Source organism: Paenibacillus sp. B1-35, from assembly GCF_050474385.1.
Taxonomy (GTDB): domain Bacteria; phylum Bacillota; class Bacilli; order Paenibacillales; family Paenibacillaceae; genus Paenibacillus_B; species Paenibacillus_B alvei.
This window is the reverse complement of the sequence record NZ_JBCHVJ010000006.1, coordinates 81,135-104,025: the sequence shown is the minus strand read 5'-3', so window position 1 is coordinate 104,025 and position 22,891 is coordinate 81,135. Positions and strand designations below refer to the sequence as shown.

Annotated in this window: 18 protein-coding genes and 1 pseudogene; 14 read left to right on the top strand and 5 right to left on the bottom strand. The window is 47.9% G+C overall.

The features are described from left to right. The gene (locus ACQ5BJ_RS19680; RefSeq protein WP_268621727.1) at nt 1-1,068 is read right to left on the bottom strand and encodes a sulfate ABC transporter substrate-binding protein; all 1,068 of its coding nucleotides are present in this window, start codon (nt 1,066-1,068) and stop codon (nt 1-3) included. Beyond that, nucleotides 1,065-1,262 (bottom strand): YezD family protein, encoded by a 198-nt coding sequence (locus ACQ5BJ_RS19675; RefSeq protein WP_005551446.1) that lies wholly within the window; start codon nt 1,260-1,262, stop codon nt 1,065-1,067. Before ACQ5BJ_RS19675 ends, ACQ5BJ_RS19680 begins: the two co-directional genes overlap by 4 nt. A gap of 446 nt (nt 1,263-1,708) precedes the next feature. On the opposite strand from ACQ5BJ_RS19675, the gene ACQ5BJ_RS19670 reads away from it, so the two are divergent. Further along, nucleotides 1,709-2,533, top strand: a complete 825-nt coding sequence (locus ACQ5BJ_RS19670) for an aldo/keto reductase (RefSeq protein WP_005551442.1) — start codon at nt 1,709-1,711, stop codon at nt 2,531-2,533. Nucleotides 2,534-2,622: 89 nt separating this feature from the next. Here the strand turns inward: ACQ5BJ_RS19670 and ACQ5BJ_RS19665 are convergent, their stop codons facing one another. Continuing rightward, on the bottom strand, nt 2,623-3,297 hold the full coding sequence (locus ACQ5BJ_RS19665) for a 3'-5' exonuclease (RefSeq protein WP_163979642.1): 675 nt from the start codon (nt 3,295-3,297) through the stop codon (nt 2,623-2,625). A gap of 362 nt (nt 3,298-3,659) precedes the next feature. Between ACQ5BJ_RS19665 and ACQ5BJ_RS19660 the strand changes: the two genes are divergently transcribed. Together ACQ5BJ_RS19660 and ACQ5BJ_RS19655 are read left to right on the top strand one after the other, a co-directional pair. Next, entirely contained in the window at nt 3,660-4,574 is a 915-nt protein-coding gene (locus ACQ5BJ_RS19660) for a DMT family transporter (RefSeq protein WP_367667595.1), read from the top strand. A 122-nt stretch (nt 4,575-4,696) separates the two neighbouring features. After that, nucleotides 4,697-5,173: a hypothetical protein gene (locus ACQ5BJ_RS19655; protein ID WP_268621732.1), complete on the top strand. Its 477-nt coding sequence runs from the start codon at nt 4,697-4,699 to the stop codon at nt 5,171-5,173. A 168-nt stretch (nt 5,174-5,341) separates the two neighbouring features. Here the strand turns inward: ACQ5BJ_RS19655 and ACQ5BJ_RS19650 are convergent, their stop codons facing one another. After that, complete coding sequence (locus tag ACQ5BJ_RS19650) at nt 5,342-6,433, bottom strand: Gfo/Idh/MocA family protein (protein WP_268621734.1); 1,092 nt, start codon at nt 6,431-6,433, stop codon at nt 5,342-5,344. Next, entirely contained in the window at nt 6,430-7,683 is a 1,254-nt protein-coding gene (locus ACQ5BJ_RS19645; protein ID WP_268621736.1) for an MFS transporter, read from the bottom strand. The genes ACQ5BJ_RS19650 and ACQ5BJ_RS19645 overlap by 4 nt, the downstream gene beginning before the upstream one ends. 297 nt (nt 7,684-7,980) lie before the next feature. On the opposite strand from ACQ5BJ_RS19645, the gene ACQ5BJ_RS19640 reads away from it, so the two are divergent. The 11 genes and pseudogenes from ACQ5BJ_RS19640 to ACQ5BJ_RS19590 all read left to right on the top strand — a co-directional run. Then, nucleotides 7,981-9,159, top strand: a complete 1,179-nt coding sequence (locus ACQ5BJ_RS19640; RefSeq protein WP_268621738.1) for an ROK family transcriptional regulator — start codon at nt 7,981-7,983, stop codon at nt 9,157-9,159. A 534-nt stretch (nt 9,160-9,693) separates the two neighbouring features. Then, nucleotides 9,694-10,791 carry an extracellular solute-binding protein gene (locus tag ACQ5BJ_RS19635; protein WP_430112042.1) on the top strand — a complete coding sequence of 366 codons (1,098 nt, stop codon included), beginning with the start codon at nt 9,694-9,696 and terminating at the stop codon, nt 10,789-10,791. Nucleotides 10,792-10,857: 66 nt separating this feature from the next. Continuing rightward, entirely contained in the window at nt 10,858-11,937 is a 1,080-nt protein-coding gene (locus tag ACQ5BJ_RS19630) for an ABC transporter ATP-binding protein (protein WP_005551429.1), read from the top strand. A gap of 14 nt (nt 11,938-11,951) precedes the next feature. Further along, complete coding sequence (locus tag ACQ5BJ_RS19625) at nt 11,952-13,697, top strand: ABC transporter permease (RefSeq protein ID WP_051135237.1); 1,746 nt, start codon at nt 11,952-11,954, stop codon at nt 13,695-13,697. Between the two features lie 114 nt (nt 13,698-13,811). Then, a complete protein-coding gene (locus ACQ5BJ_RS19620) occupies nt 13,812-16,352 on the top strand; it encodes an NEW3 domain-containing protein (RefSeq protein WP_367667237.1) in 2,541 nt (846 codons plus the stop codon). Between the two features lie 290 nt (nt 16,353-16,642). Further along, on the top strand, nt 16,643-16,990 hold the full coding sequence (locus ACQ5BJ_RS19615; RefSeq protein WP_430112041.1) for a hypothetical protein: 348 nt from the start codon (nt 16,643-16,645) through the stop codon (nt 16,988-16,990). A 3-nt stretch (nt 16,991-16,993) separates the two neighbouring features. Continuing rightward, nucleotides 16,994-18,502 carry an argininosuccinate lyase gene (gene argH, locus ACQ5BJ_RS19610; protein WP_367667236.1) on the top strand — a complete coding sequence of 503 codons (1,509 nt, stop codon included), beginning with the start codon at nt 16,994-16,996 and terminating at the stop codon, nt 18,500-18,502. Next, nucleotides 18,502-19,494 carry an N-acetylglucosamine kinase gene (locus ACQ5BJ_RS19605; protein WP_367667235.1) on the top strand — a complete coding sequence of 331 codons (993 nt, stop codon included), beginning with the start codon at nt 18,502-18,504 and terminating at the stop codon, nt 19,492-19,494. Before argH ends, ACQ5BJ_RS19605 begins: the two co-directional genes overlap by 1 nt. Before the next feature lie 32 nt (nt 19,495-19,526). Beyond that, entirely contained in the window at nt 19,527-20,279 is a 753-nt protein-coding gene (locus ACQ5BJ_RS19600) for a PIG-L deacetylase family protein (RefSeq protein ID WP_005551421.1), read from the top strand. A 177-nt stretch (nt 20,280-20,456) separates the two neighbouring features. After that, entirely contained in the window at nt 20,457-22,538 is a 2,082-nt protein-coding gene (locus ACQ5BJ_RS19595) for a GmrSD restriction endonuclease domain-containing protein (RefSeq protein ID WP_430112040.1), read from the top strand. A 67-nt stretch (nt 22,539-22,605) separates the two neighbouring features. Next, a pseudogene (locus tag ACQ5BJ_RS19590) lies at nt 22,606-22,755 on the top strand (N-6 DNA methylase); the annotation flags it as partial. Nucleotides 22,756-22,891 lie beyond the last annotated feature (136 nt).

Here is a 22,891-nt window from a genome sequence, read left to right as displayed (position 1 = left end):
CTACTTTTTATAGATTTGATCGAATAATGCTCCATCCGCGAAGTGCTTTTGATGTGCCTCTTCCCAACCGCCAAAGTCATCTTGCATGGTCAACAGCTTCAACTCTGGGAACTGAGACGTATGCTTGGCAGCAACAGCCTCAAGCCGTGGACGATAATAATGCTTCGCAGCGATCTCTTGTCCTTCCTCTGAATAGAGATACGTTAAGTATGCCTCTGCAACTTTACGTGTTCCTCGCTTATCGACGGTTTTGTCGACGACAGATACAGGCGGCTCTGCCAACACACTCAGCTTCGGCACCACGATTTCGAATTTGTCCTGCCCCAGCTCGTTCGTGGCCAGAAATGCTTCGTTTTCCCATGAGATGAGAACATCGCCAATCCCTCGTTCGACGAAGGTGGTTGTTGCCCCGCGCGCTCCCGAATCCAATACAGGGACATTGGCATATAGAGCTGAGAGAAATTGCTTCGCCTTTTTTTCATCCTGATTGTTCTCTGACAACGCATAGCCCCATGCAGCAAGATAGTTCCAACGTGCTCCTCCGGAAGTCTTGGGGTTCGGCGTGATTACTTGAATACCGGGCTTGATTAAATCATCCCAATCATGAATTTCCTTCGGATTGCCCTTACGCACCAGAAATACAATCGTGGAGTAATACGGGGCGCTATTATGCCCAAATTGGGACTGCCAGCCGTCCTGGATTAGGCCAGCCTTGCGAATTGCATCGATATCGTACGCGAGCGCCAAGGTTACGACATCGGCCTTTAAGCCGTCGATGACAGCACGAGCCTGCTTGCCGCTGCCGCCATGAGATTGCTTTATGACGACATTTTGTCCAGCGACCTCCTTCCAATGTGCAGCAAAAGCTTTATTGAAGTCTGCGTACAACTCGCGAGTCGGATCGTAGGATACGTTCTGCAGTTCAACCGTCTCCTCGGAGGCAGGCTGCTTGGCGCCTTCCGCTGCTTCCGGCTTGCCTGCTTCTGTTCGGCCGCAGGAGGCGAGAAAGGCTAGCGTCAATACGGACAGCATGATTACGAAGCGCACCGGCAATCGTTGTGTCTTCATCGAGAATGCCTCCTTCCCTTCGTACTTTCCAGCTCGAAGCGGGTGCGTTCTGTACGTTCCATTTGTACAATGTGGCCGTCATGAATCGTAATGGTCAGTGATCCGTAGTTTAAGCCTTTCAATTGTTCTGCGATGCGATCCAGCCATTTCGGATGGATGCTGTTCAATTCAAGCTGCGATGGTTGACTGTTCATGCATGTTCCTCCCTTATCGTTGTAATAAATACAAAAAACCGAAGACACCCCTAATCATGCAGTTAGGTATGCGTCTCCGGTGATCCGGTCGACTGAAATCATAAGTCGTCGTTGTTGGGAATTATTATATTTCCTATAAGATAACTGAGGTATTGGTGTTATGGCAGTATGTTATCAGCATCCGATTGGGAAGTCAATGCAGTAGTCTACTTATTTCCAAAGTTATATGAAGTTCTTCAGATGTGCCGGGTGCAACGATGTTGTACGCATTTGCCATATCTTTGTAAGGAGATCCGACATGATGGTTTGCACCAGACTGCGGTTTAATACTATACTAAAATGGATGAATCAATCTGCTTGGCGGTGCCTAGAGCGATTCAAGAAGATGGAGCGGATAGGTCGGATTAATGACCGAGTTCGTTACAGGGATGAAGGAGGCAATGAACATGCAAATTACGTTGAATAATGGCTTGAGCATGCCGCAGCTAGGACTTGGGGTATGGCGCGTAGAGGAAGGACAGCAGGTGAAGGATGCGGTGAAGACTGCATTGCAAACAGGCTATCGCTTGATTGATACGGCCGCTATCTACAAGAATGAAGCAGGCGTTGGCGAAGCGATTCAAGAGTCAGGCGTGAAGCGCGAAGATATATTCTTGACAACGAAGGTATGGAATTCTGATCAAGGATACGATGCTACCCTGAAGGCATTTGAAGAGAGCTTACATAAGTTGGGGACAGACTATCTTGATTTGTATTTGATTCATTGGCCAGTACCTTCTCAAGATTTGTATGTAGATACGTACAAAGCGTTGGAGAAGCTGTATGCAGACGGTCGCGTACGTTCGATCGGTGTATCCAACTTCCATGTTCCGCATTTGGAACGCCTCATGCAGGAGTGCAGCGTGAAGCCGGTTGTGAACCAGGTGGAATGCCATCCTCGCTTGGCTCAGAACGAACTCCGTGAATTTTGCCAACGCCATGATATCTATTTGGAGGCTTGGAGCCCTCTTATGCAGGGCGGAGACATTTTGCAGAACGAAAAAATCACAGCAATTGCTGCCGCACACGGCAAAACACCAGCTCAAGTCGTGATACGCTGGCACTTGCAGCACGGACATGTCGTGATTCCAAAATCAATTACACCGTCGCGCATCCGCGAGAACTTCGACGTATTTGATTTTGAGTTAAGCAGCACGGAGCTGAGCAGCATTGATGCACTGAATGAGGACAAGCGAGTGGGCCCGAATCCGGATGAGTTTGCAGTTTTGTAAAAGCTAAAAGCAATCACACTGAGACGGAATCATAGATATAACATTTAAATAAAACACGGTTTGCCCCATATGTTGGGACAAACCGTGTTTTATTTGTCTTCTTCGTCCTTATTCCAATTGGCAAGCGCTGCGAAAGGATTGTCTCGCTCTTCGTCGCCTGTATCGTCCCGGTATACGACATTGCTTTCATAGCTTGGATGCTCTTGAACTTCATTGCGAGTCAGTTGTATGTGTTCCTGCATGCGGATATATATGAGTGCCGTGTTGTAGGCATCATCCAGCGCCCGATGCTGATTACCGACGAACGGGACGTCCAATGCCTCCAGCGCAGACTTGAGTCCAATTTGCTGGTTATGCTCACGCTTCATAGCGGTCGATACTTGCTTCTGCAAATTGTTATGGTTGCGCAGCCAGTGCAAAGGAATCTTCTTCTGGCGGCATTCTTTAAGAAATTGTGTTTTGTCATCAGGGCCCCAGGAGCAGAGTGCATAGTCATCTGTATCGATCCATGCGATGAATTGATCCAGTACATCCTGCAGGGTTGATGCGTTTGTAATATCCTCTTGTGTAATACCTGTAAAATTAACCGTATCTTCCGTCAACTTTGGGGAAAGAGTCGGTTTGACGAAGGCTTGAAACGTATCGGCAATGACGAATTTATCGTCGCTCTCCGTTACCTTAACCGCTCCAATTTCAATGATTTCGGCAAACGCCCCTTTTTTACGCTTCACGGTCATTTCCAAATCATAAATAATTGCTAACATGATGCCGCTCCTATCCTTTTTGACAGCGTATGATGGTTCTATTGTAACACAAGTTGCGCCGGTCGTTGGAGGAACTACTTGGATTCCACTGTCGCCCGGAGGGGAAGCAATTGATTGACATCGTGAACGATGCTTACTACAATGGAGTTGCATAAATAGAACGGTATGCACCAAACTCTGTTCGCAGCCCCGGCAGCGGAGAGAGAGGCGAAATTTTGCAAAGGCGTGTGAATGGCCGCGTTCTCAGGTATAACGTACTGACTCGTAATGCCATAGCCCGATCCCTTTGGTTTCGTTCGCCCCCTGCCAATAGCGCAGGGGGCTTTTTTGCGTGCATATAGTGAGAGGAGCCTAACATCATTATGAAATTGCTTCAGTATGCACTTCTTGTATTCCTTGGTGCTTGCAGCTATGGAACCTTATCATCGATCATGAAGCTGGGAATCAGAGAAGGATTTACTGTTCCAGAAATTGTAGGGGGACAATATTTCTTTGGATGGCTAATGCTAGTTGGAATGGCATTACTTTTCTCACGGTATAAGCTTCGTTGGAAGCAAGCAGCGGTTTTGCTGGCTTGTGGTTTGTCTGTTAGCTGCACATCAATTACGTACGGTCTTGCCGTCGGGGAATTGCCAGCATCTATCGCTGTTGTATTTCTATTTCAATTTACATGGATTGGTGTATTGCTTGAGTCTATTGTTACGCGGACACGCCCTGAGCGCATGAAGGTCATTTCGGTTGTCATTTTGCTTGTGGGAACTGTCTTCGCGGGAGGTTTGGCTGATCATGGACTGTCTGGGCTGAGCTGGAAAGGGGCGATATTCGGAATGATTTCCGCGATCTCCTTTGCCGTTTATATTTTCGTAAGTGGAAGGGTTGCAACCGATGTACCAATTTTAACGAAAAGCCTGTCGATGATTACTGGAGCGATGCTGGTTGTATTCGTTATGTTTCCTCCAGCCTTCATTTTTGACGGCACCCTGAGCAGTGGCCTGTGGAAGTTCGGCCTGCCAATGGGCTTGCTCGGCATTATTATTCCGGTCATCTTTTTCGGAATCGGAGTTCCGAAGATTGGATCTGGACTAGGAACCATATTGGGAGCGGCTGAACTGCCTGCGGCGGTAATTATGTCTGTACTTGTTCTTAGGGAGCAGGTAACCGTATTGCAGTGGGCAGGGATCGTGCTTATTTTTGCAGGTATTTGTTTGCCGCAGTTGACGCTATTCCAACAGAAAAGATTGAATACCGAAGACGTGACAGAACGTGCAGGCGCATAATTAGGAAGTATATGGCATAACTTCGCAGCAATGTCAAGTAGAGTGAGAAGGGGAAAGGGGACACGCTGTCGAAATGAAAGCTAAGTAACTGAACAACATGTGGAAAAGGGAGAAATGCGAACATGCATCATGTGGTGTATCGGAAACAAAAAGCAGTTGCCCAATTGTTCATTGCACTTATTTGTATTCTATTTTCGGCAGGCCTCCTTACTCTGGCCATTCTCGATTTCAAATTGACGCTCAGCTTGCGGATTGCTCTTGCAGCTGCTGCATGCATTGGGTTTGCCTATTGCGGCAGCAATCTTGTTGTATCATTACGGGCATTGACTGCACGAAACAATAAGATATTGTCCTACGATGACGAGACTATATGGAATGAATATGGGCTTCGTGCCGCGTGGACTGATGTAGCAGATATTCGTATAGAGCAAGGACGTGTAGGAATTTTGTTCATACCCGTATTTCCTAAGTTCGTCGTCCTTTTCAAGGACGGTTCAAGCAAGAAAGTAGATACCTTCCACACATTGTCTGACCAAGAGATGATCGAATGGAGAATGCACATGAAGCGGCATCAAAAGTCGATTCAGGACAATTTGTAGACGGGGAGTCTTCTTGGAAAATGAAACGAGAGAAGATTAATGCAATTAATTAACTATATATCTAATGTTGGAACGTTAAAGAGGCTGGTGCATTCCTTACGAGCAGGAGAGCAGCAGCCTTTTTATTTGTCCATTATTTTTTGTTACAAGAGCAGATGTCTTAGCTTATCATTCTGTTTCGAGCCATAGCTCTACAGGGCGTTTCACTTCTGCATGGAACGGCAGCTCGATCTTGCGGCCTAATCTGGCGGATGCATAAGCCGCATAGATGATTTCGAGTACGGCTCGCCCGTCCTCTCCTGTCACGCAAGGCTCCAAATCATTTTGCACGCATGCAATGAAATGCTTCAGCTCCTGTGGATATCCTTGATTAAATGCTTCTTCATAGATCGTAAATGACCACCCCTGCGTGGAGCCAGCCTTCTCCATCGCATAGTCATATCCATGCTCACTGTAGGTCAGCGCAGAGTTGCCTTGAAACAAGTCTGCATAGCTAACCCCTTTCGTACCATATACCTCTATGTTGTCCGTCATGCCGCCAGGTTTCGCCCAGCTATCCTCCGCTATGGCCGTAACGCCATTCTCGAACTCCACTATCGTGATCGCATTATCTTCTCCCTTCGTTATCGCTCCATGCCGTACCGTAGACATTGTTGCATATACGCTTTTCACTTTGGCTCCGCCCAGCATCCAGCGGAACCACTGCAGTGCATGGCAGCCCAGATCCATGAGTACGCCGCCGCCTGATTGCTCGATATCATAGAACCAGTCGCTGTGCGGCCCCGAATGCTTTTCTGTTTGCTTCAGCATATAAACATCACCAACAGCGCCCAACTCAACCAGCTTGCGTACCCGCTCGAATTTCGGCGCGAAGCACAGTTCCTCCGCATACATAAGCTTTACCCCAGCGCTTCGGCAGGCATCGATCATATCATCGGCTTCTTCCAGGGTGACGCAGAGCGGCTTCTCCACAATGACATGCTTGCCGGCCTTTGCGGCTGAAATGCATGCGCGATGGTGAAGGAAATTCGGCAGACAAATATCGACCACATCACATTCGGAATGCGATAACAGTTCAGCTATAGCTGTATACACCTGCGGAATTCCATGCCGAGCTGCGAAGGCCTCTCCTTTTTCACGATTTCGGGCATATACAGCAACAACCTCTGCTTCTGGAACGAATCGAGCATAGGATTCCATATGTATATCTGCCACGAAGCCCGCTCCGAAAATCGCTACTTTTACTTTTGTACGATTCATTTTGTTCCTCTCCTTTCTAATGTAGCACCTTGCTGATGTGCAGCAGGTGCTGCTTCTTTCGACTTGAATAGCAGCAAGAACAACAGCGCTACGACGAGCGCAGCTCCAGCTGGATACAACCAGAATCCCTTCCATTGCTCGAGCGCCGCCGCTCCGTTGGTCGTCACGGTCTGATTGAACAGGCTTCCGGCAATGAGCGAACCGAAGTAGATTCCGATGCCCTGGGTGAAGAGGAGCAACAAGCTTTGCGCTTGGCCTTTTACTTTGTCGCCTGCTTGCTGCTCTGCATAAATAAAACCGGTTACAAAGAAAAAGTCATAACAAATGCCGTGAAGGGCAATGCCTATTATCATGAGCGGTGCAAGCTGATCAGGCGCGCCGAAGGCAAACAGTGCGTATCGGAGTGTCCAAGCAAGCATGCCTACCAAAAGCATCACTTTGATGCCGAAACGGAGAAAAAAGAAGGGAATGAGCAGCATGAAGGCGATCTCTGACATTTGGCCAATTGTCATGACACTGCCCACATTGGCGAATCCAGCGGCCTCTAAAAATGGGGAAGCGAATGAATAGTAGGCGGCCAGCGGGATGCAGATCAACATGGAACAGACGATAAAGATACAGTAGCTGCGATCCTTCAGCATATAGAGTGCATCCAGGCAAAGCAGATCGCGGGCAGACAAAGGCTTCCCTTTAGCAGGTGCGGGGGTGTGAGGCAGTGTAAAGCTAAATACGCCCTGAAGCACGGAAGCGATGGCGGAAATATAGAAGATGACGGAGCTGTCCGAATAGCCCAGTTGTCCAATTAAAATGCCTGCGACAATCCAGCCGATTGTGCCGAACACGCGGATCATAGGGAACGTCTTCGCAGCATCCGCAATATGGTGAAAAGCTACATTGTTGCTTAACGCGAGAGTGGGCATATAACACAGCATATACAAAAATAATATCCACAGCAGCGTCGTTCCGCTGCCAGCTTCGACTTGCTTGCCAACTACCCAGAGAAGCAGGCCTCCAACGCAATGAAGGAGCCCCATTACTTGCTCCGAGGCGAAAAAGCGGTCAACAATCATGCCAAGAAAGAATGGAGCAATAATGGATGCAATCGCACCAACGGAGTAAGCGGTTCCAATAATGGACGACAAGCCGTATTTGCTGAGCGCGAGGCCCGCGGTTGCGTACCATGCTCCCCACACAAAAAACTGCATGAACATCATGACGGATAAGCGTGGAATGACGAGCCTTTGCTGCATGTGTATCCTCCTCAACATGGTTTTCAAAGGATGAATGTCTAGGCTGTAACGCTATTAATATTCATATTCAGCATCATTGTCTACTAGGCATGAAACGTATAACTTGGCTTTGTAGGGGAGATAGCGGCAGTGTTGGACGCTGGCAGCAGCTTGTTATGAAGCAAAAAAAGATAAAAAATAAAAATACGAAATTTTAGGAAATTTACGATTGACAATTTGTAAGCGCATACAATAAACTATCTCCAACAAGACTTTGTTAATAATTTTAACTAACTTAGATGGGAGGGGGAGGGCTTTTTGATTGGCAGGGGCCAAACGGGAAACGCAAAATTGGTGAAGCATATTAACCGTGAGGGAATTCTTCATCAATTGCGAGATAACCCTCGAGTATCGCGAGCCGATTTGGCGAAGTTAACGGAATTAAGCCGGCCATGCGTATCCGCACTAGTGGATGAAATGATTATGGAAGGCTTGATCAGCGAAGTCGGCTACGGCGAATCGAAGGGCGGCAGAAAGCCGATTCTTCTGGAATATAACTTCGATGCATATGGTGTCATCGGCGCGGTATTTGAAGGCAGCACTTTGCAATTGGCGATTGCGAACTTAAAGGGGGAAATGCTCGTTTCGCGCACGACGAACTTACAGCATTCCATGAATGGCGAGACGGCAATTCAGAGCATTCGGCGGGGCCTAGACACACTGCTTGCCGCAAGCGGCTTTCCGAAGGAGCGTCTGCTTGGAATGGGACTTGGTCTGCCGGGAATTACCCAACGTACTGCCGGAACCGTCAGCTACGCCCCCAGTACAGGCTGGATGGGACTTCCGGTGCAGAAGGAGATCGAGGAAGCGCTGGGTCTGCCTGTTGTCATTGAGAATGACGTAAACTTGATGACACTGGGTGAATTTCATAAGGGGATCGGCGTAGGTCATTCCAATCTCATCTACATGTATGCAGGTACGGGAATCGGCGCTGGCATGATTATTGACGGACAGCTATATCGAGGAGCTAATGAGGCAAGCGGCGAGATTGGATACATGATGATCGGGCCCATTGGCAATCAAGTCAAAGGCGAGTATGGCGTGTTCGAGCGCAATTATTCGGTAAGGGCGATCTACGATAAAGCTATTAAGCTTCTCCCTTCTATGGAGACAGGAACAAGCATCATCAAGCAGATTGTTGATTTGTCCAATCAAGGAAACGAAGCAGCCCAATTGTTATTCGATGATGTCTGCCGGCATTGGACATATGGGATTGCGAATGTAACAAGTGTGATGGATCCGGCGCTGCTTATCTTAAGCGGTGAAATGCTGCATATTGGGGACGAAGGCATTCGCAAAATGCAACATTGGCTGAATGAATGGGTTCCTTCTGTTCCGATCATGAAGATGGCATTGCTTGGCGATCAGGCCGGCTTGATCGGGGCTATTCATTGCACGCTGGAGGCTTTCCCCTCTACGGCCAAATTTCAAAGATAAATGATGCGATATTTCCCGCACATATTGCTTTATGACATAGCTGGCTTCAGAATTTGTAAGAATCACACCTATCACATTGACATCAAGTCAACTCTACTTCTAGCGCAGAAATCCAACTTAGATGGATGCACTACTCACAAATGCAACTCTCCCTTTTATCAACGTAGAACGACTACTCATTTGATCGATATTCTACTTAGTCACTTTACCACCTTACGCATCTTACATATTTTACACATACACACACTTCGCATTTACTCACACCGACACTCATCATAGAGAAAAAGCAGATCATCCCTGTATTCCTGCAACAGCAAGGCGAATTCAATCGTGATTTTTTAGGGTGAAAAGGGATTGCCCGCATGACGAATAACAAGCACACATGGCTGTTTAGTTGGATAAATTCAGGCTATTGTATTGTGCATTCGCATAGCTTTTATCCATATTGCTTAGATTCATTTCGTCCATTGAAGATGAATTCATTCGATACAGTGCGAAACCAGAATCAAAAAAATGAATGGTAGGGGGAACGTCATGAAACATTCGAAGGGGAACGCAAAAACTTGGTTGATGAGCTCTGTGCTTGTCCTTGCAATGCTGGCACTTACGGCTTGCGGCGGCGGTTCCGGGACTGCATCTGAAGGCGGACAACAAGCGGGAGAAAAAGCATCATCAGGCAAAGAAAAGCTGGTTATCTACACAGCGAGAGACAAAAACGTCGTTGATGAAATTATCCCGAAGTTCGAAGCGAAATACCCGGATATGGAAGTAGAAGTGCTCACGATGGGTGCGCAGCAAATCTTGGAGCGCGTACGTGGGGAAAAGGCGAACCCGCAGGCGGATTTCTGGTGGGGCGGTACGCAATCGGCGCTGATGACCGCAGCAGGTGAAGACCTGCTGGAAAGCGTGAAGCCAAGCTTCGCTGACAGCATTCCTGCTTTGTACAAGGACAGCCAGGATCGCTGGTATGGAGAGATGCTGCTGCCTGAGGTCATTATGTACAATTCCCATGCCTTGAAAAAAGAAGACGCCCCAAAAGACTGGGACGATTTGCTCGATCCAAAATACAAGGACAAAATCATCATTCGCGGGGTGCTTGCCTCCGGCACGATGAGAACGATTTATTCGTCGATGATTTATAAGCAGGATGCCAATGACCCGGCGAAAGGCTTTGACTGGCTGAAAAAGCTGGATGCCAATACGAAGGAGTACGCTCAAGATCCGACTAATCTGTATTTGAAGTTGGCTCGCGAGGAAGGCACCCTGTCACTGTGGAATCTGCAGGACATTATGATTCAGAAGGAATTGCAGAATCAGCCGTTTGATTTTATTTATCCGGCTAGCGGAGCGCCAATTTTGGTTGACGGCGTCGGTGTGGTGAAGGGGGCCAAGAATAAAGAGGCAGCTATGAAGTTCTATGAATTCCTCTTTGACTCTAAATTGCGGGTAGAGCTGGCTGAGAAGTTGTTCCAGATTCCAACGCGTACAGATATCAGCAAGGATACGCTTCCCGCTTGGCTGAAGGACTTGGAATTGAAGCCGCTTGACATGGATTGGGCGGTAATGGCGCAGAAGGAAAAAGAATGGATGCAGCATTGGGACGAGAACATCAAGGGCAAAGGTTCAAAATAAAGTGTTCAGGCGGAGGATGGGCCCTTCGCCTGACCTTGATCAGTTTACCGACAGGAGGGAGCCAGCTTGATAGAGGTTGCACTAGAGCATGTAAGTAAGCAATTCGGGAACGTTAAGGGAGTTACGGACGTGAATATCCGAATTCAGCCGGGGGAATTTTTTACTTTCCTCGGACCGAGCGGCTGTGGCAAAACGACAACACTGCGCATGATTGCAGGATTTTATTTTCCGAGCGAGGGGCGAATCGCATTTGGCAATCAGGATGTGACAACGGTTCCGCCGAATAAGCGCAATACAGGAATGGTATTTCAAAATTACGCTTTATTTCCGCACATGACTGTGTTTGAAAATATTGCATTTGGCCTTCAGGTGCGAAAGGTTCCAAAATCAGAAGTCGTGGAGCGCGTGGAACGCGCGCAGCGGCAGGTTCATTTGGAGGGCTACGGCAATCGCCGCATCGACCAATTGTCCGGTGGACAGCAGCAGCGTGTTGCCTTGGCGCGAGCGCTGGTCATAGAACCGCAAATTTTGCTTCTTGATGAGCCGCTGTCCAATCTGGATGCGAAGCTCCGTGAAGAAACGAGAATCGAAATTAAGAGACTGCAATTAGAATTGGGGATCACGACTATCTACGTCACTCATGATCAGGCCGAGGCAATGGCAATGTCTGATCGCATTATGGTGATGCAGGGCGGGGTTGTGCAGCAGATAGGCAGTCCTGAAGAAATATATAATCGGCCTGTTAACCGATTCGTTGCCTCCTTTATTGGGGAGTCCAATCTGTGGGAAGGTACGGTAGAGCAGATTGAAAATGATGAGGCGGTCGTTCGCGTAGCACCCGGGCTGAGCTTGAGAGGGCTCGCAGCGAATGTATCTCCAGACTGCACGTTGGAAGCAGGCAGGAAGGTGACATTGTCGATTCGCCCAGAATCGATCCGCGAGGCGCGGCAAGATGACATCGGCGACAACATCGTAACGGGCAATGTGGTTATATCTGAATTCACTGGTGTTAGCGTGAACTATGTATCGCAGGTGGCGGATCAGCAGCTGAAGGCGATGTTCGTCAATCAAGGGCATCGGGTTCGCGGGCGTGGCGAAGCCATCTCCCTGCTCATTCCGAAAGAAAGCATTTACTTCTTAGGATAGAGAGGGGATGAATGATGATAACGAACACACCTAACGCGCCTCGTCCATCCAAGCCAAGAGTGGGCGTACTCCGCCGATCGGGCCCGATTACGCAATCGCCGTATTTTGTATATGTACTCGTAGCGCCGCTCTTTCTTGTTCTCTTGGCATATGTCGTCTATCCGCTATTTCAAACATTTGTACAAAGTATTCAAGTCGAGGACGCATTTTCGCTGGCGAACTACACGAGATTTTTCAGTCTGGAGCATACGTCTAATTTGGAAGCATTGTGGACCAGCATTTATATTTCGGTGTTAAGTGTGATTACGTGCGCGATTGTGGGTGTATCGATGGCATTTTTGCTGGAGCGGTATGAGTTTCCCGGCAGGAAGGTGCTGGCTGTGCTTGTGCTCGTTCCGATGGCGCTGCCGCCGCTTGTCGGCGTATTGTCATTTACGTTCTTATATGGGGAGAGCGGGATCATTCCGCGCGCACTTAAGGAACTGCTGCATCTCGACCAAGTTCCTTTCTATTTGAAAGGGATTTGGGGCGTGCTGGTGGTACATACGTTTACAATGTACACCTATTTTTACATGACGGCTTCATCTGCAATTCGAGGGCTCGATCCTTCGCTCGAAGAAGCGGCAGCAAGTCTTGGCGCTGGGAGATTGTATATTTGGCGGCGAGTAATCCTGCCGATGCTCACGCCGGCACTCGTTGCGTCATCGCTCCTTGTGTTCATGATCGCTATGGCATCATATACAGCGCCGCTCATTTTCGGCATTGAACGAACGATGACGATGCAGATTTATTTGTCCCGAACGAACGGCAATTTGGATATGGCTGCTGCGCAATCGACGATTCTTTCCGTTGTTTCCATCGTATTTCTGCTTGTCATGCGTTGGTATCAAGGATTGCGCAACTACCAGAACATGAGCAAGGGCATCAGTGTTCACCGTACTGAGGTGAAGAGTGCATTCGGCAAGTACATGGCGATGATTTTATCGATTATTGGTGTCATCATTTTGCTGCTTCCGATCTTTGTGCTGGTGCTGATCTCTTTATCAACGAATGGCACATGGACGACGCAAATATTACCGCCAGAATACACATTTGAGCATTATATGAAGCTGTTCACGGACAGTAAAACATGGAGACCAATAGCGAACAGCTTCCAGATGAGCTTCGTGGCGACGATCGGAAACGTCATTTTTGGCGTCGCAGCTGCATATGCGATGGTTCGCTTAAGGTTTAAAGGAAAGACGCTGCTGGATGTCTTGATTATGCTGCCATGGGCACTACCGGGTACCGTCGTCGCGGTCAACCTGATTGCGGCCTTTAGCGAGCCTACTGTATTCAGCTTTAATCAAGTCCTGATCGGAAGCTTCTGGATTTTGCCGCTGGCGTATTTCGTGCGTCACTTGCCGCTTGTGTTCCGTTCGACTTCGGCAATCTTGGTGCAAATGGATGCATCTGTCGAGGAAGCGGCGCGCAATTTGGGCGCATCGTGGTGGTACAGCTTCCGGAGAGTCGTGTTCCCAATGGCATTAAGCGGCATCTTGGCGGGAACGCTGCTCGCTTTCGTTCAGGGGATTGGGGAATTCGTTTCTTCCATCTTGCTCTTTACTGCCAAGAGCACGCCGCTTTCGGTCGAAATTTTCCAACGGATGTATTCATTCGAATTTGGCACGGCTTGTGCCTATGGTGTTCTGCAAATTACATTGATCATCATTGTGCTGTTCGTATCCCGCAAAATAACGGGCGACAACACGGCTATATAATCGATGGTCATTGCGTGGGAACCGCCTAGGGGTTCACTTTCCACGTTATGATATACAGCTGGGAAATGGCCATTTCCAGCAGAATAACTATTCCACCATTCGAGGAGGGATTTGATGATCAAAGGTAAGTCGGCCTCAACGTTCTGTTCCATCGTATTAAGCGTTGTATTGGGAAGCAGTGTGCTGCTGTCCACGCAAGCCGAGACCGTATCAGCGGATCGGGGGATTGTTGATTTATGGAAGTCGATCAAGCCGCTGACGACGATCGCAAGTGCGATGAACACGGGAGCTCACCCTGATGATGAGCACAGCGCGACCTTGGCGTACCTTTCCCTGGGAAGAGGAATCAATACGTCAAGTGTGATCGCTGTCAGAGGGGAAGGGGGACAGAACGAGATTGGAAGTGAGCTTGGACAGGGTCTTGGGGTTATACGAACTCGGGAACTGCAGGAGGCATCCAAGATCACGAATGTGACATTGGGAATGCTCGGCGAGCAACTGAATGATCCAATCTTCGACTTCGGGTTCTCGAAGAGTGTAGAGGAAACGCTGGAGAAATGGGGGGAATCAGTTGCGTACGAGCGCTTAATTCGCAAAATACGCGAGCTTCGCCCAGATGTCATCATTCCTGCATTCTTGAATGAAAACTCTACACATGGTCATCATCGGACGATTAACGTGCTTACGGTGCGTGCGTTCAAGGATGCAGCAAATCCTGACGTATATCCTGAGCATCTGAAGCAGGGGCTTCAGCCGTGGCAGATCAAGAAGCTGTATTTGCCTGCTAACGACAAAGATTATACCGTAAGAGCGCCAATTGGGGAGTACAACAACATCTATGGGGCCTCTTACCTGCAGCTCGGGGAAGAGTCGCGCTTCATGCACAAGAGCCAAGGAATGGGAAGGGTGTATGACGAGGGGGCCACTCAAGGGGATAGCTACTATAAGCTCGATTTGAGCACGGTGAAGACGAAGGAAAAGGAGCAAGATTTCTTCGACGGCATCGCATTTACCTTTGCAGATTTGGCGAAGGAAATTAGCATGAAGAGCAAGGACAATCAAATTGCGAAGGATTTGCAAGCTCTACAGCAGGATGCAGACAGGATTGTGGCGGCTTACCCAAGTTTCGCCAACGTCTTGAAGGAAGTCCACGGCATGAAGGCAGACGTGCAGACTGCGCTTGCTGATGTCAAGAAATCAAGCTTGGATGCAGTGACGAAGGAGGATTTGCTCCACCGCCTTCATGTGAAGGAAGAGCAGTTGAACAAGGCGAGTATGGAAGCGGCATCTGTTGTGGTGAAGGTTAAGCCAGATGCCAACGAACTTGTAGCTGGCCAGACGACGAAGGTCGTCGTCACAGCATTTAATGGCGGTTCTACCCAGTTGAACAGCTTAAAGCTCAGTTTGAACGTGCCCGCAGGCTGGACAGCAACGCCAGTCGGAACGACCAGCGTAGGGAAGCTTGGCTATAATGAGACAGCTTCAGCTGTATTCGAGGTCAAGGTTCCGGCAGATGCTCCATTATTCAAACCATACGAGGCTTCAGTGTTCCAAGGGAAGGTTGATTATGAAGCGTATAAGACGGCAACAACCTTGCAGGCAACACCGCAAAATGCAGTTGCGGTGCTGCCTCCATACTCAATGACACTCAGCCCAAGTGCTACGATTCTGAATACGCTGAAGCCGGGAGAGCCGATTCCTGTGAAAGTTACGGTACGCAATTATACGCCGGGTGCATCTAAGGCGACTGTCTCTCTAAATGTTCCAGCAGGCTGGACATCCGAGCCTGCCGCTGAGGAGCTAAGCTTTGCAGCGAAGGGAGAGACGAAGTCTGTTGCTTTCTCTGTTAAGGCAGCGTCGAATGTAAGACCAGGCAAGTTCACGGTTACAGCAACTGCAAAGAACGGCAATGTGCAGAGCACGCAAGGCACGCAGGTCATTCAATATCCGCATATCGGCAAGACCTATCTCGTGCAGCCCGCAGAGCTCCAAATTCAAGCCTTCGATTTGAAAACACCGGAGAAGTGGAAGGTAGGCTATGTATCCAGCGGCTTTGATAATATTGATCAATATTTGCGTCAAGTAGGCGTCAATGTGGTCAATTTGGATGCGAAGGATATTGAGTCTGGCGATCTCTCTCCATACAATGCGATTGTGCTTGGCATTCGCGCCTATGCCTTCCGTCCAGAGCTGATTCCGAGCAACCAGCGCTTATTGAATTATGTGAAAAATGGCGGAAATCTGGTCGTGCAATATCATAAGCCGGAGGATAAGTGGTCGCCGGATCTTGCACCGTACCCAATCAAGATCGGCTCGCCGCTCATTCAATGGCGGGTGACGGACGAGAATTCCAAGGTTACAACGCTTGCTTCGGAACATCCAATGTTCAGCGCTCCGAACAAAATCTCAGATCAGGATTGGAACAACTGGATTCAAGATCGCTCGGCCTATAATCCGTCGGAGTGGGGCAAGGAATACACGGAGCTTATTTCCAATGGCGATCCGGGCGAGAAGGAATTTACAGGTACATTTCTGACCGCGAACTATGGCAAAGGTGTATATACGTACAGTTCACTCGTGTGGTATCGCGAGATTCCGGCACTGGTTCCGGGCTCTATTCGCATGTTTGTGAACATGATTAGTCAGCACCAGTAATCGTGGTTCTTCACGAATCACTGGAATCGGATAGTAAATTGTCTCATTGAGCTTTATCCATCAGGATATCGGCAGGGAGATCCCATGGGCCGGGGCTACACGCGTACTACAATGGCTGGTACAACGGGAAGCGAAGCCGAGGCAGGGGTTCTCCCTGTACGATGCAGACGCAGAGGGGGAAGGAGCATATGGATGTAATATCGGAGTTCATGGGCCCATCACGAACGGTTGCAGAATCAGCAACTGGAGCCTATCCCGATGCCAGCTTCCTTCTGATCAACTAGTAGCAGATGGAAATTGTCGAATATACGCAGCGATGCGGACTGTTCAAAGGCCAGGCAGGAAGAGGATATGGCGGGCCGTATGAAATGTCTGCCGTGAAGGCGCTGCATCCGGAGATGGTAACCGTGAAGGAGTCGGACTTGGAATTAGATTCATGTCCTCCTTTATCTTCACTGCCTTATGTATTGGTAAAAGGAACCCCTCAAGGCTGGGATGGATATACCAGAAATATACATCAATGCTCTTTAGAGTCAGGCCAGCTTATTGCAGAAGAGGCTAACCGAAATATGAACCTGCTCATACGAGAGTGGCTCGATAGGAGAACTATGTTACAGATGAACAAGGAGGCTTATTAAGCGATGGGATACCGTGAGACATGGATGGAAACAGAAGGGACTGCTTTCCCGGGGAAAACATATACCGAGGTTGTGCTTGAACCAGCTTTTAATGAAGCAAAAGCTCACCTGCTTGATCCCATGATGGCGATCAATAAGGCGCATCTGATCATGCTGGAGAAGCAGCAGCTTATTACGCATGAGGAAGCGGAAGCCATTGCTCGGGCCATTCAGTCGATTGACCTTAAGGCGCTCCAGCAGGCCAGCTATACGGGACAATTCGAGGATTTATTTTTTCAGGTAGAGCATCAATTGCTTGAACATGCAGGCGATATCGCGGGCAACCTGCATTTGGCTCGCAGCCGCAATGATATGGGAATTGCAATTTATCGAATGGTGTTGCGCGAGAAGCTGATCGTCACATTATCTTCCGCGCTGCAGCTTAATGAACAGCTTCTTTTGTTTGCTAAGGAGCATCAGGATACGCTCATGATCGGCTATACGCATACACAGCAGGCGCAGCCAACGACGCTTGCTCACTATTTCATGGCTGTTGTCGATTCGCTCAATCGCGACATTCGACGAATGATTGCGGCATACAAGAATTGCAACCGAAGCAGTATGGGAGCGGCGGCGCTTACGACATCAGGCTTTGCGATCAGCAGAGAGCAGATGATGGAGTTGCTCGCCTTCGATGAGCTCATCGATAATTCATACGATGCGATCGGAGGCGCCGACTATTTGGGTGAAGTAGCGACTAGTGTTCAACTGGCAGCGATTAATTTAGGCCGTGTCGTTCAAGATATGCTGCTGTGGTGTACGCAGGAGTTCAGTACGCTGAAGGTGGCTGCCCCTTACGTACAGATCAGCTCCATTATGCCGCAGAAGCGCAACCCGGTGTCGTTCGAGCATATGCGCGCATTGCTGTCAAGCTGCGTAGGGAATGCGAATACGGTGCTGACGATGATTCACAATACCCCGTTCGGAGACATCGTCGATACGGAAGACGATATGCAGCCTTATGTGTGGAGAAGCCTGGCGATTATGGATAAAATGTACCGGCTATTCGCTGCTGTTATCGGTACGATGGATGTGAATAAAGAGGTGCTGCGCGAACGGACACGGGGCAGCTTCGCAACGGTAACAGAGCTGGCGGATACGCTAGTTCGGACTGATGGATTGTCCTTCCGCAAGGCTCATCATATCGTGAGTGATGTCGTTCAGCATTCCGTGGCGCAGGGCTTGGCAGCCAATGAAATTACATTGTCGATGGTCAATGAAAGTGCTCGTCATCATACCGGACGGGATACTGCACTAACGGATGAGACACTGCGCGAAGCACTCGATCCAGATCATTTTGTAAATATACGCTCCTTGCCAGGCGGGCCGAGTCCGAAGGAGATCAGCCGTATGATCGAGATTCGATGGAAGGATCATAGCGGTTATGCGAATTGGCTCGGTCAAGCGGAAGGAAGCATACAAGCAGCAATGAGCCATCTGGATCAAGTCATCATGAAGTGGAGTGGTTCTTGATGGAGACATACCGCATTCCTCTGCTGGCGGTAGATGGCGGAGGAACGAAATGTCTGGTGAGGCTGCTGGATCGAGAAGGGACTGTTCTTGGACAGGGCAAGGGAGGATCCTCGAACTATCAGGGAGTTGGCGGGGACGAAGTCATTCGCGCGTTGTCTCATGGTATTGAAGCAGCACTGCATGATTACTGCCGCAGGCATGAATACAGAATGTCGTACGAGGCTGTTGCGATCGATTGTGCCGTATTCGCCCTAGCTGGTCTGGACACTGAGCATGATCGCCAAATCATAACAGGCCTTGTGCAGAGCGTATTGAATAAGCTGTCCCTTGAAGCGGATCACGTTATTGTGGAGAATGACGGCTATGCAGCTCTTCTTGGCGCGACAGGCGGTGAGCCCGGTGTATTGGTCATTGCCGGGACAGGCTCGATTATTTTTGGCGTCAATGACGATGGGCAGACCGCTAGGGCAGGCGGCTGGGGTCATCGCGTCGGAGACGAGGGAAGCGGATATTGGATCGGCAAGGAAGCGATACGAACCATTTTGAAATCGTATGACGGTAGAGAAACAAGCACAGGGCTCGGAGAATGGATTCTTTTGCATTTGGGGGTGAACAACGAGGAGGAGCTGTTTAATTGGACGTACAGCAAGGAATATTCCGTTGACAAGGTAAGTGAACTAGCGGAAATTGTGAACCGAGCTGCGATTGCAGGCAATCGGGAGGCATCACAAATCCTTGTAGCGGCAGCAGATGAGCTATTTCAAGGTGCAGCAGCGGTAATAAACCACTTGTCCTTGTTGAATACTCGGTTTACAATGGTTTTACAGGGCGGCGTCCTTCGACATGAAGGACACGTTCGCAATCGACTCATGCATAAGATAGAAGCATATGTGCCGAAGGTATCCTTTCACGAAGCAAGCAGGGAGCCCATTGATGGCGTAACAGCCATGGGAATTTCCTATTTGCAGAAGAAGATGCCTGCTCGGTCATAAGGAAGATAAGAACAGCAAGGGGCTGAAGGAACATGAAGAAAAGATGGCTATTCGTTTTCGCCCATCCCGACGATGAGACCTTCGCAGCGGGTGGGACGATTGCCAAGCTTAGCAGTACAGGGCATGAAGTATATTTGGCATGTGCCACATCGGGATGTAAGGGGAAATCAGGCGAATTCCATTTTTCCTCCCGTGAAGAGCTCGCCCGATTTCGAGAACAAGAGATGCGCAGTGCCTGCTCGATTTTAGGCGTGGCCGATATTGCACTGTATCGTTATCCTGACGGCGAATTACAGTCTCTCGATATAAATGAATTGGCGCAGCGCATCACATCGACGATTATCGAGCTGCAGCCGGATGCGATTGTGACCTTCCCGCCAGATGGAGTGACCGGACATCTCGATCATATAGCAATTTCCAAAGCAACGGTGATGGCAGCACAGTTGGCGGAGGCCCATTTTCCGCAAAATAAGCAGCCGTCGCTATATTACACGTCAATCCCGCATTATTATGATTACTGCAAAGAATCGGGCCCGAAGGATAAGTGTCCAATCACGGCCAGAATCGATATTAGCGATTATCGCGAGCATAAGGGTAAGGCGCTTCAAGCATATCGAAGCCAGATTTACTCCGTGAATCGCGCCTACCCAGGCGTCATGGAGAACGATTATTCCGTCATTTGCAATTATGAATTTTATACGTTAGTCCGTGCGAACGGTCAGCCTAGACAGGAAAAGACAGCACTTCCGCTGGATGAGCTGCCGATGCTGGATTTGATGGATTGATGGATATAAAAATTCAATATTAGAGTTAATAAGAAACTGGTGCTTTCATTAGAGAAGCATCAGTTTTTTTGTTTTATCATCCTAATGTTCGATTTTGCATGTCAAGTGTAAGATAATACGTGGTACTATAGAACTAGAAAATAGTAGATTTCCATCATTAGGATGAGGTGAGCAACCATGAAGGCTTCGGAAACGAATTTCCTGAAGTTTTTGCAAGGAACGAAGCAATTTATCATCCCGATATACCAACGTAAATATAGTTGGACCCTCAATCAATGCAAACAATTGTGGAACGATATTCTGAGAGCTGCACACGACGAGAACATGAAAGGACATTTTATTGGCTCAGTTGTATATGTAGAAAAAGGAATATATCAAATCTCCTCCATCCCTCAGCTACTTGTTATCGATGGACAACAGCGGTTGACTACACTAACGATATTGCTGAGAGCATTTGCGAAGGTAATCGAAGAGCGGAATGAAGAATTCGAGATGACGAAAAAGAAGCTTATCAATTACTATTTGGTTAACAATGAAGAAGAGGGCAATTTGTATCATAAATTAGTATTGACTCAAACGGACAAAGAGACGTTAATTCGGCTCATTGGGGACAAAGAACTGCCGGCTTCCCCATCACAACGCATTATAGAGAATTATCAGTATTTTTTGGACGAGATAAGAAAAGTGAATATGAGCCTGAGCGTCTTATTCCGTGGGCTTACGAAATTAATTGTTGTCGATATTTCGCTTGATCGCGACCATGATAATCCTCAACTCATATTTGAAAGCTTGAATTCTACCGGACTTGATTTGTCACAGGCTGACTTGATTCGCAATTATGTGTTGATGGGATTGGAAGCTAAGGAGCAGAACGAACTTTACCAAAACTACTGGTATCCCATGGAGCAAGCTTTTGGAACGGCCGATACCGAAATGTTTGACCGTTTTATACGAGACTATTTAACCCTGAAGACAGGGCGTATTCCTAACAAAAACAACGTATATGCAGACTTCAAATCTTTTGTCTACAGCCAAGAGGGAAGAAGTCTTGATGAAATTGTAAAAGATATTTATCGATATTCTAAATATTTCGCCATTCTAAGCTTTCAACAGGACCCGGATAAAGAAGTCACCGAAGCGCTAATAGACATCAATGCATTACGGGTAGAGGTCTCTTATCCGTTTTTGCTTGAAGTGTATGATGATTATGCCGCAAATAAGATTGATAAACAAGAATTGATATCGATTCTTCGGTTAGTTGAATCCTACGTGTTCCGGCGAGCCATTTGCGGAGTTCCGCCCAGCTCATTAAATAAGACATTTGCAACGCTAAGCAAAGAAATCAATAAAGATCATTATTTGGAGAGCATACAGGCAGCGTTGTTGCTGAAAAATTCCTATAAACGAATGCCAAAAGACGAGGAGTTTACGCGAGAATTCGTTGTAAAGGATATCTATAATTTCCGAAATCGCAATTATTTGCTCCGCAAGCTGGAGAATGATAATCGGAAAGAGATTGTCAATATTGAGAGCTACACGATCGAACATATCATGCCTCAAAATGAGAACCTTTCGCCCGAGTGGAGACAAGAGCTTGGTTCCAACTGGGAAGAGGTACATAAAACATATCTACATACGATCGGTAATCTAACCTTAACACGCTATAATTCAGAATTAAGTGATAAGCTGTTTAAGATCAAGCGTGATCAAGCAGGAGGATTCGCCGATAGTCCGCTTCGTTTGAATCGTGAGTTGGCGCAATTCCATACCTGGAACGAAGCAGATATTCGTAAGCGCGCAATGTCATTGTCAGAGCAGGCACGCCATGTGTGGAAACTACCTCATCTAGATGCTGACGTATTGATGAAGTATACTAAAAAAGGAACTGAAAAAGATCAAATTTACTCGTTAGCCGATCATGCTGAATACCTTCAAGGGGACATGCTGAAGCTGTTTGAGCAATTGCGAACAAGAATTTGCAATTTGGATAGCTCAGTTCGGGAGGAATTCAAGAAACTGTACATTGCGTATAAAGCCACCACGAACTTTGTGGACATTGTTCCGCAGAAAAGCCGGTTGCGGTTAAGTTTGAATCTTGCGTTTCATGAAATTAATGATCCGCGTGGAATATGCAAGGATGTTACCAATCTTGGACGTTGGGGCAATGGAGATGTAGAGGTAGGGATTTCCTCTATCGAAGAGCTGGATTACATTATGTCCCTCATTGAACAAGCATTTAAGAAGCAAGTCGAAGACTGATATACATGTAAACAAGCCGAACAATCATATTCTACTGGAGGAATAACAACCGAATGAGCAAGTTGACACAACAAGAAAAGTAGTAGAACTGATCGTGAAGCTAATCAAACCTGAGGAAGACATGCGTGTATATGATCCAACTTGTGGTTCGGTTGGTATATTGATTCAATCGATTGATTACGTGAAGGAGCAGAACGTGGCAAGTCTAGTACTTCACTGATATACTGGTTCTGCATCTGTCTATTCCTTTGTTGTGGTTGGGAAATTACAACAATACAGGATTAGCAGATGTTTTTCCATTTTCATCCTTAGGTTATTTCTCGTCAGATATAAGTGTGATGATATATGTTTGG